Genomic DNA, 12,320 nt, shown 5'->3' with positions numbered 1-12,320 from the left:
TCTTGAGGACCTCACGTGCCATGTTAGGTCCGCTCCACACGCTCGCTGCATCCGGCGTACGGTCCGTCCGCATAGACTCTCCAGGGACCATCTGAGAGGACCACGATGACCGAGACGCCGAAGAAGCACCAGGATTACAATCCGGGCCCGCGCGTGGGGATCACCTTCTCCACCTTCGACCTGCTGCACGCCGGACACATCATGATGCTCGCCGAGGCGAAGCGGCAGTGCGACTATCTGATCGCCGGTCTGCAGATGGATCCGACGCTCGATCGTCCCGAGAAGAACGCTCCGACGCAGACGGTCGTCGAGCGCTACATCCAGCTGCGCGGCTGCGAGTACGTCGACGAGATCGTGCCGTACTCCACCGAGCAGGACCTTGAGGACATCCTGCGCTCGTTCAAGCTCGACGTGCGCATCGTCGGCGACGAGTACGAGGACCGCGACTTCACCGGCCGTGAGTACTGCGAAGAGGCCGGCATCGAGCTGTACTTCAACAGCCGCAACCACCGCTTCTCGAGCTCGGGCCTGCGCAAGATCGTCGCTGCGAAAGAGGCAGAGCGGCTCTCGCGCGGCTGAAGCGCCTACCTGACCCCATGCCGAGTCAGCTGATCGCCGTCAGCTCCACACCCTCGCTGCCGCCGGCCTCCGACCAGGCGAGCGAGCGGGTGAGGATGCCCCGCAGCACGTCGAGGTCGATCTTCTCGAGGTCCTTGATGTACAGGCATCCGACGCCTGTCGTGTGTGGACCGAGGCGCGCGAGTTCATCCGCGTACTCCGCGGTGGACTCCAGGTAGATCGTCGAGGCCGCCTTGCGCGGCGCGAACGCCAGCAGTGGCATGTCGCCCTCGTTGCCGGTCGGGTAGCGGTAGTGGCAGCTGCCGAAGCCGACGATCGTGCCCCACAGCACGGGATCGCGCCCGGAGACCTCCTGCAGCAGGGCGGTCAGCGTCTCGGCATCCCGCTGCCGACGCGCGGGCGTGACGGCCGCGATGAACGCGCCGACGCTTCCTCCGGTGGGCCTCATTTCGTCGCCTTGTCGTGCTTCGCCGCCGCGGCGGCGGCCTTCATCGCCTTCTTGTGCTCGCGCACCTTCGTCAGCGACTCCGGTGAGACGATGTCGGCGGCGCTGCGGTACGCGCCCTCGTCGCCGTAGGGGGCGGATGCCTCGCGCCAGCCGTCTCCGGTGAAGCCGTACTGCTTGCCGAGCAGCGCGAGGAAGATCTTCGCCTTCTGCTCACCGAAGCCGGGCAGCTTTTTCAGCCGCTTGAGCACCTCGGGGCCGTCCGGGCTGCCTCCTGCCTCGGTCGGGGCGGTCCACAGCGCCTCGGCGTCGCCGCCCCATTCGTCGACGAGCGTCTGGCAGAGCGTCTGCACCCGCGTCGCCATCGATCCCGGGAAGCGGTGCACCGCGGGGGTCTGCTTGAACGCCTCGAGGAAGTCATCAGGGTCCATGGCGGCGATGGCCGTGGCATCCGATGCGCCGGTGCGCTGTTCGATCTTGAGCGGGCCGGCGAACGCGGTCTCCATCGGCACCTGCTGGTCGAGCAGCATCCCGACCAGCAGAGCCAGCGGGTTGTTGGTGAGTAGGTCGTCGGCGGCGGTGTCTCCGGTGATGTGAAGGGCCATGCGTCCAGTGTGCCAGGGGCACGGCATCCGCCGCCCGTACGCCTGGGCGCGAAGCGCCCGCCCTCACGATACGTGGCCGCCACCCGTCACACGCACTTGACGTCAACGAACTTGCCGGTCGCGAAGTGATCAGCTGAGCGAGCAGTGCATCATCCGAAGGCGCAGTGCATTCGGACCTGGCTCTCATCGGTCGTCGACGTCGAGTCCCCCTGGAAGCCGAAGAAGCGCGCGCCGTCTGAGGTGAGGAGCGGAGCCGGTGCGAGCTCGTAGAGACCGACCAGCTCACCGGGGCTGATCACCTGCGGTGCAGAAGCCGGCGGAGCGGCGCGTGCGGCGATCGTGTCATCGGGGATGCCATCGAGCCAGTCGGAGCGAGGACACACGCCGCCCCAGGCCTCGACGGGGCTGGTCTGCATCGGGAACGCGACGCCGTCGACGTCGATGACGGTGACATCCCGGGTCTGGTGGCCGCTGCCACCATCGGCACAGTCGCGGTCCTGGTCGGTGTGCGGCATCCACAGCGTCTGATCGATGCTGAAACCGTCCTCCGTGGCGTTCACCGACTGGACGACGTCGCCGCAGCGGGTCGTGCGCGCAATGGGATAGATGACCTGCTGTGCCACGGTTTCCACGTCGTCGGCGTTTCCGAGCCAGATGTACCAGAGCTCCTGGAAGCCGTTGCCGTCGAGTTGGGAGATCGGGACGGCGAGGTCGACGACTCCGTCGCCGTTGGCATCCGACTCGACGCCGACGCCGATCTCGTAGGTGCGCATGTGGTCGTCGCTCGCCGTGCCGTCCTCGAATGCGATGGTGAACGGCTCTTCGATGCCGCGACCGGCGAACGACCACTCGGTGTCGCGGATCCAGTCGCCGATGTCGGCGCCGGTGAGAGCCGGTGTCTCCGGTGTCTCCGGTGCGTCCGGTGTCGATTCGGCGGAGTCCTCGGCACGTTCATCTGCAGAGGGAGGTGACGATGCGCACGCGGTGAGGAGGAGCACGGCTGCGACGGCTGCGCTGAGACCGGCCGCCGGGGACATTCCTGATACTGCGCTCGCCAAGACCAGGTTCCTTTCGAGGTCGGGCTGGCTCCGGGGTATCCGGCCACCGTTGTCGAATTCCTCTCCAACCTAGCGAGAAGCGCTGCCCGGATACCAGGGTGTTGCACCGGCGGGCTTATGCCACGAACCCTGCGAAATGCTCGGCCGTGACCTCTTCGGCGATGCTGCGGCCGAGTCGCCGCAGTGCCGGGATGGCATCGACGGCGTCCAGGTGACCGGCGTGGGCCAGCCTGGACGAGAGCCCGCGTCGGCGGAGCTCGGCCTCCGTGACCGCCGCGTCGTAACGGGCATAGCTGAACAGCGGATCGGATATCGACGGATGGTGAAGACTCCCGAGCTCGGCGTCGATGGGTGCGCCGTGACGGGTCTGGCCCAGCACGCGGCACATCATGTCCTGCTGTGCGCCGACGCTGCTGATCAGCGCGGCCGGCACCGCCGTCGCCTGTTGCCAGAGCGGCTGATCGAGCCGCGAGAGCGCGCGGGTGGCGAACGCGCCGGTGCCCACGCTGATCAGCAGCAGCTGTTCCGGGCCGCGCGGCCACTCGAGCCGGTATTCGGGCAGCATCGCCATGAGGGCCAGCTGGAGCGCCGGATTGTTCAACGTGGTGGTGGCGCCGTCGCTGAAGACATAGGTCGTGCCGCTGCCGAAGGTGATGTGCTCACTCGGGAAGTAGGTGGGCGCGGCAGTGCTGGCACGGACCAGCTGCCACAGGGGCAACTGCAGATTCGAATCGGTGTTCGCGGGGTCGTTGAACGCCGCGTTCGGATTGCTGCTGACCGGCCAGGGCGAGTCGGTGCTGGCATTGCGCAGACCGATCATGAGCAGGCAGCGCAGATCACCGGACCCGAGTGTCGTGGTCTCGCCGAACTCGTGCTTGAGGAGCGTGGCGAGTCCGGCATGGTCGTAGCGGTGCCGGATGCGGGCGCGCCAGCGCGACGACTGGAAGATCGTCTTGGCGTGGGTGACATAGAGATCGAGGAGCTGCTCTGCCGAGCGACCCAGGGCGAGTCCCGCCGCGATGATCGCCCCGGTGCTCGTTCCGCCGATGTAGTCGAACCAGTCCCCGAGGCGCAGGTCCGGGTCGTCGCACTCCTGGCGGAGCGTGCGCTCTATCCCCGCGATGACCTCCAGTGCGACGACGCCCCGGACACCACCGCCGTCGATGGCGAGCAGTCGACGTCGCTCAGGCGGCAGCGCCATCGTCGATCACCGAGTAGCCCAGCCGGCCGAGCAGTTCCGGCAACGCGCGGATCCGGATCCGGTCCAGCTCCCGAACCGGTTCGTCCAGCTCTTCCCAGGACACCAGGTGCGGATGCTGCGTGCGCCCGATGCTGCGGGTGAACCGACACCAGCGCAGGTGCTCCAACCGAGCGCCCGCCTCGAGCTCCTCCGGCGTGAGCGCCGTGCGACGTTCTTGACGATCACCGGCGACGATCGCAAGGCCGAGCGCGGCGAGGATCGTGGGGGCGAAGCGCGCGGAGTCGAGGTTCGCCTCGCGCTCGGACGCGTCCATGCGCTCCCAGGCAGTGGCGTGCTCGCGGCGTCGTTCGGCGTCGCGGAGGTGGGTTGCTCGTGCGAGTGCCTCGACATGCTCGTCTGGGATCACTGGGCGTCGCTCTCTCCCGTTCACTAGGATCAGGGTAACCGGCCCTTGGCGGAGGACGAGCAATGCGGCAACGATTCTGGACGTTCTGGGATCGTTTCGGCAGTGCTGCAATGCTCGGACTCGTCGCGGCGGTCTTCCTCCTGGGCCTGTTCGGCATCTCGTGGTATGCGCGTATCCACGACCTGGAGTTCCCGTTCGGCACCCGGCTCTACATCGCCGCATCGCTGTTCCTGCTGGAGAACGGCTCGCTCGACGGTGAGATCCCCTGGCCGCTCGAGATCGCACGCTGGGCCGCTCCCGTCGTGCTCGCCACGGCCGCGATCGGCACGTTCCTCTCGGTGCTCCGGCACCGCGCATGGTCGCTCGGGGGGCGACGTCTGCGCGGGCACGTCGTGGTGATCGGACTCGGAGAACGGGGGTGGCGCGCTGCGTGCTCCGCGAAGCAGGCAGGTCGCGCGGTCACCGTGATCGAGGCGGACGCCACGAACCCACATGTGCGCGCGGCCCGCAGGCGCGGAATCCCGGTGATCGTCGGCAATGCGGCAGAACTGTCGCGGCTGCGATCGGCACGCCTCGACCGGGCATCCCGCGCGCTCGTCTTCGTCGGAGACGACACCGCGACCACGGCGATCGCGGATGCTGTCGCCGAGCTCGCACAGCTGCCGGGCGTGTCGTTGCGGTCGGAGTTCTGCTGCTTCCTCGCCGTGCCCGATGCCGAGGCCGCAAACGATCTGAACGCGCTCATGCATGACCAGGGGGCGCTGTTCCGGCGAGAGTTCTTCACCCTCGAAGACCGCGCAGGGCCCGTCATCGTCGACCGTTGGGCGGGACTGCTCACGACACCGGGGGCGCCCGCACCGCTGGTGGTCATGGGCGCGGATGTCGTGGCCCGCTCGGTGGTCGCCGCTGCCGCCAGGCAATGGTCGGCGCGCACAGACGGAAACGTGCTCGAGGTGCACTGGCTGGTCTCTGCGCGCACTCGCCGCATCGAGCGACTCCTCGCCGACCTCGACGGGCTGACGACGGTGCGGATCATCGTGCACGAGCTCGACAGCACGCAGGCGCGCAGCACCGTCGCCTCTGCGCTCCGCGGATTGCGGAGCATCCCGTCGCTGGTCGTCGTTGCGGAACAGGACGACGCGGACGCATTGAGCCTGCTCGCCACGACGGACCTCGTGCTGCGAGACACCGGGGCGATGGTCGTGGGGGTGACCGAGAGGCCGTCGCTGGTGCGTCTGCTGGATGGTCATGGACGGATCGAGCTTTTCGACGTCGGGGCCGAGCTCGGCGATGACGATCAGATCGCCCACGGCCGGCTCGAGGCGCTCGGACGAGCGCTGCACGACGGCTACCTGCGTCAGTTGAACCGCGCTCTCCCCGCAGCGGAGCGCATCCGCAAGCCCGCGTATCGGCCCTGGGCGGATCTGCCGCACGAACTGCGGGCACAGAATTATGACGCCGCTCGGGCGGCGCGGGGGATGCTGAACGAACTCGGCTTCGACATCGTGCCGCGCACGCCGCTGCTGCCGGCCGTCTCCGATCTCGACGCGGACACGGTGGAGACGCTCGCGCGTGCCGAGCACACCCGCTGGTTTCTCGCACGCAACCCGGAAGCCGCTGAACCCGAGTGGCTGGATGTCGATCCCGTGCATGCCGAGCAGAGCCGGGATCAGGCCAGGCGTCTGCCCGGGGTGCTCGCTGCGGCGGATCTGCAGATCACCCCCGCGCCCCGACGAGAGGGACCATGAGACATGGCGGACCACAGGTACAGCGCGTTCATCTCGTACTCCCACTCCGCCGATGGCGCCTTCGCCCCGGCGCTGCAGAGCGGCATGCAGCAGCTCGGGCGCTCGTGGCGACAGCGTCGCGCGATGGAGGTCTTCCGCGACGAGACCGGTCTTGCCGTCGACCCGAACCTGTGGGGCGCGATCACGACCGCGCTGGACTCCTCGGAGTGGTTCGTCCTGCTCGCCTCGCCGCAGGCGGCTGCATCCCACTGGGTCGGACAGGAGATCGAGCACTGCGTCGCGACCAAGGGCGCCGACCGGATCCTCATCGTCCTCACCGAGGGCACGCTCAGCTGGGACGACGCGGCCGAGGACTTCAGCGCCGATTCCGACGCCGTCCACCCCGCGCTGCGCGGCCTGCTCACAACCGCCCCGACGATCTTCGACCTCTCCTGGGCGCGGCAGGAGACCGACCTGACGCTCGACAACGTGCGATTCAGAACGGATATCGCGCGCATCGTCGCCATGATCCGCGAAGAACCGCTCCAGCAGGTGGCGGAGCACGATGCGCGCGCACGTCGCCGGACGAAGGCCATCGTCCGCTCCACGCTGGGCGTTCTCGCCGCGGCCACCGCTGTCGCGGTGATCGCCGCTGTCGCCGCCGGGGTGAACTGGCGGCAGGCGTCCGTCGAGCAGTCGGCTGCCGAACACGAGGCACAGGTCGCGCTCGCCCGGGAGTTCGCCGCCGAGTCGCGGTCGGCGGAGGATCCGCGCGCGGCGCTCGCTCTCGCCGTCGAGGCATACTCACTGGCCCCCGCCGCGGAACACCGCGGTGCGCTGCTCGCGGCGATCAGCGGCACGGGTTCCGAGCTGGTCGAGGTTCCGGAACTGCTGCCGGAGGGGCGCCAGAGCGCGGACATCACCTCGTCCTCTTCGACCACCGATGGCGGCGGGCGGGTCACGCTCGCGACCGCCACTGGGTCCATCGCCGTCGATCTCGCAACCGGCGGCGAGTGGATGCTGCCGGGTCGGGCACACTACCTCGCGCCGGACGGTGAGCACGCCGTCGGAGCGGACGGCACCGTCTTTGCTCTCGGCGATGAGGGTCGTGCCGATCCGGTCGCCACCATCCCGGCGCTCGGCACGGAGCCGTCGTTCACCGCGGCCGGCGATCTTCTCGCGTATCGGCATGAGGGCAGCGCCGGTGCGCGGCTGATCGTGGTGGACATCGCGGGTGAGAAGGTCCGCTCCGTGGCCGTGCCGCTCGGATCGGACTGCGCCGGATGCAGCGGTGATGCGTCCGCCATCGCCATCGCGCCGGATGGGAGCATGGTCGCCGTGCGCATCGCGCCGGCGTGGGCCGAGACGCCCATACGTGCGCGGCTGTCCAGCTATGCCATCGGCGGCGACCGGCTGACGGAGCTCGCATCGGCGGACGTCGCCGGAACCGGCATGGTGCGCTTCACAGACGACTCGTCGGCGCTGTGGGCCCGCGACGATGGTGCGGTGCTCGTCCTCGCTCCCGGCACGCTCGAGCCGGTTGGGGAGGCGATGAGCATCAGCAGGGCGGGGCCCCTGGAGTACGCGCACGACGCACTCGCCCTCGCACCCGCAGACGGCTGCCGGCTCCCCGGCGTGGTGCTGCCGCCGACGATGGCCACCGTGGCCGAGCTTCCCGCCGACCTGGAGTACACCGAGGGTGGGTGTTACGACGCGGCGCAGGGCGGCAGTCCGCGCTGGCTGCTCGGCGGCAGCTGGGTGCGCACATCGGCGGGAACGTGGCCGACCGAGGCCGAGCGACTGCTCGACATCGCCTGCGATGCGCTCGGCGGCACCGTCTCCCGTGAGGACCTCACCGAGTTCGCCGCCATCGGCCACTCGCCGACCGGATGCTCCCAGAACACGGAGGAGTCATGAGCGCGACCGTCTACCTGGCCGGCGCGAATGGCCCCGACCAGCCACTCGCCGACGCCTTCGCCTGCGCGCTGCCGCGGTACGGGCACCGCGGAGCCATCCGGATCACGCGCACCGGTGATCCTGCCGCTGCGGATTGGTTCCTGCTGCTGGCATCGCCGGAGTCGGCGAACGACCCCGACGTCGACGCCGCGATACGGCAGCGTCTGGCCGCGATGGGTGTGGAGCGGCTCCAGGTGGTCGTCACGGCGGGCACCTGGGAATGGGACAACGCGCGCAACGCGGTCTCCGCCGAGTCGAGCGCCGCTCCCGAAGCCCTTCGTCATGCATTTCCCGTCGAGCCCCGGCATATGCTCTACGCGGGCGATCGCACACGGCGGCCCGCGCCCCGTGACCCGCTGTTCCTCGACCGGGTGGCCGAGATCGTGGCGCCCATCCTCGGAACCACCAAGGACGATCTCGCCGGAGAGGACGTCCGCCGGCAGCGCCGCACCCGGACCCTCACCCGCATCGGTGCGGGTGTGCTCGCCTCGCTGCTCATCCTGGCAGGAGCGGGCGGTGTCCTGGCGGTGCAGGGCGCCGCGGCAGCCGGCCAAGCGCGCGCCGAAGCCGAGCAGGAGCGGGACGACGCCGACAGTCGCAGACTCGCCGCACTCGCTCAGCAGGTCGCCGGAACCGACGGGGCACTCGCACGACTGCTCGCGATCGAGGCCTGGCGGATCTCGGAGACGGACCAGGCGCGTGCGGCACTGGCCTCGGCCGCCGAGGTCTCCGGCGAGTGGGAGGTCACCACCGTCTCCGACGAGGTGACCCGACTGATCGGGCATGCCTCGTATCCCGTCGACCTCGCCCTGTCCGACACGCATGTGGCGACCATCGACGTCGCCTCGGCACTGCGGATCTGGCCGCTCGGAGCCCTCGCCTCACCCACGCAGGTCGACAGCGTCCACGGACTTGTCGACATCGCGTGGTCGCACGACGGTGAATCGCTCGCGGCAGCAGGGGGCCGCGTGTACCTGTTCGGCGCAGACGGGCAGGCCCTCGGCTTCACCGGCCCCCGCGCTCCCGCCTCGGTCATCGGCGCGTGGGGCGGCACCGGATTCGTCGCGGGCGGGGAGTCGATCGCGCTCATCGATGAAGGCCGGGTCGTGGCAGAACGCCCCGTCAGCGAGGTGGGCTTCAGCGATCGCGCGGTGTTCGTGGCGGGCAATCCCGCCGGCGACCGAATCCTGGCCGGGTCCGCGGCGGGCCACATCGCGCTCCTGGATGCTGACCTGCAGCCCATCGCGCAGTGGCAACTCGTCGTCGCCATCGACCAGTTCGGCGATCGGGACAGCATGCGCGCCCTCGCCTGGGACGGCGACGATCGGGTCGCGCTCCCGCCGGACAACACCGGCATCCTCGGCCCCATCCTCAAGCAGGGCGCGCCGGATGCCCAAGACGGTGCCATAGCGGGTGTCTACCACGCACAGACGGGAGAGGCCATCGAACCGCTCGTCTCCGGCGGCTACATGCCGCTCCCCGCCACGTCGGCCGTGTTCCTGCCCGACGGGTCGGCCGTCGCGATCACTCCGGGTGGCCTCGAATCCCCGCCGGCCCTCGGCGGCACGAGCACGGCCCCTGATCTCACCGGTGTGCCCCTGCCGCTGCGCGCCGAGCTCGTGCGAACCTCGCCGGACGGACGCTGGCTGGCCGTAGCCGGCGACAGCGAAGAGGCGAACCTGCTTCGCCTCGGCGGCACCGAGAACTCTGAGAACTCTGAGAACTCCGAGAACACCGAGAGCGCCGAGAGCGCCGAGAGCAGCGATCCCGTCGTCCGTGCGTGCGCAGCCGCGGGGCGGAACCTCACCGAGGCCGAATGGGCGATATATCTCCCGGATCAGGACTACCGGGCCACCTGCGACGAGCTCGATGCTCCGTGATACGCCGTCAGGCGATGTCGGATTCCGCAGCGCGGCCGGCACCCGGAGCGAGGCCGTACAGCGTCTCCAGCGCGGCTGTGAACTCCTCGCCCCGACCCTCTGCGGCGAGCTCGTGGGCGCGCACCGTGGGGGTGTGCAGCAGCACGCCGGCGAGGTGGCGCATGGCCTGCTCGACCAGGCCGTCCTCGTCACCGCGGCGGCGGGCACGGTCGATCTCGGCTTCGAGCAGCCCGAAGATGTGTGTGCGGAAGGCGACCACGGCCGGCGTCACGCTCTGCCGCGACCCGTCGGCGTGGAAGCTCTCGGCGGCCTCGCGCACCACGACGCGGGCGGCGTCCGCCGCCTGCAGTTCCTCCAGCGGTGCGTGCAGGCGGATGGTCTCCAGATCCAGCAGGGCGACGCCCTCGAGGTGCGCGACCTGGGGATCGACGTTGCGGGGCATCCCCAGGTCGATGACGAGCTGCGAGTGCGGGGCGTCGGTCACCGGCGACTGGGCCGCGAAGCCCGCCGCAGGACCGATCGGGCATCCGCCGCCGTCGGCAGCCGCCGAGCGCAGCAGCTGCGCCGGGCCGAGCACGGGCTCGGTTGCGGTCGTGCAGGTGATCAGCAGCGTCGATCCCTGCGCCACCGAGGCGTACTCGGTGTCGCGCACCGCGCGGATGCCGTGCTTCTTGGCGAACAGCTCGGCACGGCCAGACGGTGAGAACACCGAGATGTCGACCGCACCGCGCTCGCGCAGCGTCGCGAGGGTCACCGCGGCGTACTCGCCGGTGCCGACCAGCAGCACGCGCTCGGCGGACCAGTCCGCGATGCGGCTGTCGGCGAGCTCCAAAGAGAGGCGCACCAGCGAGCGACCCGCGCGGTGCAGGGCGGTCACGTTCTTCACCTTGCGCTGCGCCTGGCTGGCGCGCTGGAACAGCCGCTCCAGCTCGGATGACGTGGTGCCGGCCTCGCGGGCATCCGAAAGGGCCCGGCGCACCTGGCCGGCGATCTCGCCCTCGCCCGAGACGACCGACTCCAGCCCCGAGGCGACGGCGAAAAGGTGCTCGGCGACGTGCCGGTCGGCGACAGTGCGGTAGGCGCCGTCGAACTCGGATGCGGGGATGCCGGTGGCGCGGGCGACAGCATCCACCACCGCACTCTGATCGAGGCCGTCGGACTCGATGTAGGCCTCGAAGCGGTTGCAGGTCGCCAGCACGACCGCACCCTGCGCACCCGCCTCCATCAGGGACGGTGCGACGTTTTCGGGGTTGCGACTGAGACGTTCGAGGAGTTCGAAGGAAGCCGTCTTATGACTGGCCGTCACGCAGAGCAACACGCAGGGCAGTTTACCCGCTGTGTCTTTGAGCGAGCCCCACACCGTCACGCCGCCGACACATAGGCGCGGATGACACGATGGACGCATGAGCGATCTGCTGCGTGCCCTCGCCGGCGAGACCCCCGAGCGCACCCCCGTCTGGTTCATGCGTCAGGCCGGACGCTCCCTTCCCGAATACCGCGAGCTGCGCGTCGGCACGCGGATGCTGGACGCCTGCCTCACCCCCGATCTCGCCTCCGAGATCACCCTGCAGCCGGTGCGCCGGCACGGCGTCGACGCGGCCGTGTTCTTCAGCGACATCGTCATCCCGCTGCGTCTCGCCGGTGTCGACGTGGTCATCGAGCCCGGCCGGGGCCCCGTGTTCGCCGACCCTGTGCGCACCGCCGCCGACGTCGCCCGCATCACGGCGATCGACCCCGCTGACCTCGACGGCACTGCGATCGCCGAGGCCGTGCGCCTCACCGTCGCCGAGCTCGGAGACACCCCGCTGATCGGCTTCGCCGGCGCACCGTTCACCCTCGCCGCGTATCTGATCGAGGGCGGACCCTCCAAGGAGCACCTGCGCGCCCGCGCCATGATGCACGCCGACCCCGCGTCGTGGAACGCGCTCGCCGGATGGCTGTCGCGCATCTCGCGTCGCTTCCTCGAGATCCAGCGTGACGCGGGCGCCTCGGTCGTTCAGCTGTTCGACTCGTGGGCGGGTTCGCTCAGCCCGACCGACTACCGCACGCACATCGCCCCGCACTCGCGCGCCGCGCTCGAGGGGATCGGGCTTCCCAGCATCCACTTCGGCGTCGGAACCGGTCCGTTCCTCGCCGACATGCGCCTGGACGGGATCGCCGACGCCGTCGGCGTCGATTGGCGGATGCCCCTGGACGAGGCGATCCGCATCGTCGGCGACGACGTCGCCGTGCAGGGCAACATCGACCCGGCCCTGCTGCAGGCGCCGTGGCCGGTGCTCGAGGCACACGTGCGCGACGTGATCGAACGGGGGCGCGGGGCGAAGGGGCACGTGCTGAACCTCGGCCACGGCGTGCCGCCCGAGACCGACCCCCACCAGCTGACCCGCATCGTGCAGCTCGCGCACGGCGAGCTCTGACGCGGCTTCGGCCGACACACGACGTCCAGGTCGCAATAGATGCCGG

Annotated in this window: 11 protein-coding genes; 5 read left to right on the top strand and 6 right to left on the bottom strand. The window is 70.0% G+C overall.

All coding sequences use genetic code 11. The annotated features are described in order from the left end of the window. Nucleotides 1-105 precede the first annotated feature (105 nt). A complete protein-coding gene (locus tag WDU99_RS06350; protein ID WP_337331603.1) occupies nt 106-579 on the top strand; it encodes an adenylyltransferase/cytidyltransferase family protein in 474 nt (157 codons plus the stop codon). Nucleotides 580-604: 25 nt separating this feature from the next. Here WDU99_RS06350 and WDU99_RS06345 read toward each other — a convergent pair whose 3' ends face one another. The 5 genes from WDU99_RS06345 to WDU99_RS06325 all read right to left on the bottom strand — a co-directional run bounded on the left by WDU99_RS06345 (nt 605) and on the right by WDU99_RS06325 (nt 4,294). After that, nucleotides 605-1,027 carry a DUF1801 domain-containing protein gene (locus WDU99_RS06345; protein ID WP_337331602.1) on the bottom strand — a complete coding sequence of 141 codons (423 nt, stop codon included), beginning with the start codon at nt 1,025-1,027 and terminating at the stop codon, nt 605-607. Next, nucleotides 1,024-1,629 (bottom strand): HhH-GPD-type base excision DNA repair protein, encoded by a 606-nt coding sequence (locus tag WDU99_RS06340; RefSeq protein WP_337331601.1) that lies wholly within the window; start codon nt 1,627-1,629, stop codon nt 1,024-1,026. The genes WDU99_RS06345 and WDU99_RS06340 overlap by 4 nt, the downstream gene beginning before the upstream one ends. Before the next feature lie 149 nt (nt 1,630-1,778). Continuing rightward, nucleotides 1,779-2,666, bottom strand: coding sequence for a hypothetical protein (locus WDU99_RS06335; protein ID WP_337331600.1), 888 nt, complete (start codon nt 2,664-2,666; stop codon nt 1,779-1,781). Between the two features lie 136 nt (nt 2,667-2,802). Next, on the bottom strand, nt 2,803-3,888 hold the full coding sequence (locus WDU99_RS06330; protein WP_337331599.1) for a patatin-like phospholipase family protein: 1,086 nt from the start codon (nt 3,886-3,888) through the stop codon (nt 2,803-2,805). Continuing rightward, the gene (locus tag WDU99_RS06325; protein ID WP_337331598.1) at nt 3,872-4,294 is read right to left on the bottom strand and encodes a hypothetical protein; all 423 of its coding nucleotides are present in this window, start codon (nt 4,292-4,294) and stop codon (nt 3,872-3,874) included. Before WDU99_RS06325 ends, WDU99_RS06330 begins: the two co-directional genes overlap by 17 nt. Nucleotides 4,295-4,356: 62 nt before the next feature. On the opposite strand from WDU99_RS06325, the gene WDU99_RS06320 reads away from it, so the two are divergent. The 3 genes from WDU99_RS06320 to WDU99_RS06310 are packed head-to-tail and all read left to right on the top strand — an operon-like array spanning nt 4,357 to nt 9,857. Further along, the gene (locus WDU99_RS06320) at nt 4,357-6,042 is read left to right on the top strand and encodes an NAD-binding protein (protein WP_337331597.1); all 1,686 of its coding nucleotides are present in this window, start codon (nt 4,357-4,359) and stop codon (nt 6,040-6,042) included. Between the two features lie 3 nt (nt 6,043-6,045). Beyond that, nucleotides 6,046-7,938, top strand: coding sequence for a toll/interleukin-1 receptor domain-containing protein (locus tag WDU99_RS06315; protein WP_337331596.1), 1,893 nt, complete (start codon nt 6,046-6,048; stop codon nt 7,936-7,938). After that, a complete protein-coding gene (locus tag WDU99_RS06310) occupies nt 7,935-9,857 on the top strand; it encodes a WD40 repeat domain-containing protein (RefSeq protein WP_337331595.1) in 1,923 nt (640 codons plus the stop codon). The genes WDU99_RS06315 and WDU99_RS06310 overlap by 4 nt, the downstream gene beginning before the upstream one ends. Nucleotides 9,858-9,864: 7 nt before the next feature. Here WDU99_RS06310 and WDU99_RS06305 read toward each other — a convergent pair whose 3' ends face one another. Further along, on the bottom strand, nt 9,865-11,175 hold the full coding sequence (locus tag WDU99_RS06305; protein WP_337331594.1) for a glutamyl-tRNA reductase: 1,311 nt from the start codon (nt 11,173-11,175) through the stop codon (nt 9,865-9,867). A gap of 85 nt (nt 11,176-11,260) precedes the next feature. On the opposite strand from WDU99_RS06305, the gene hemE reads away from it, so the two are divergent. Beyond that, nucleotides 11,261-12,274, top strand: coding sequence for a uroporphyrinogen decarboxylase (hemE, locus tag WDU99_RS06300; RefSeq protein ID WP_337331593.1), 1,014 nt, complete (start codon nt 11,261-11,263; stop codon nt 12,272-12,274). Nucleotides 12,275-12,320 lie beyond the last annotated feature (46 nt).

Origin of the sequence: Microbacterium bandirmense, from assembly GCF_037204185.1 — a bacterium.
Classification (GTDB): Bacteria; Actinomycetota; Actinomycetes; order Actinomycetales; family Microbacteriaceae; genus Microbacterium; species Microbacterium bandirmense.
The sequence above is the reverse complement of the archived record's forward strand: the minus strand, read 5'-3'. Positions and strand labels throughout refer to the sequence as shown.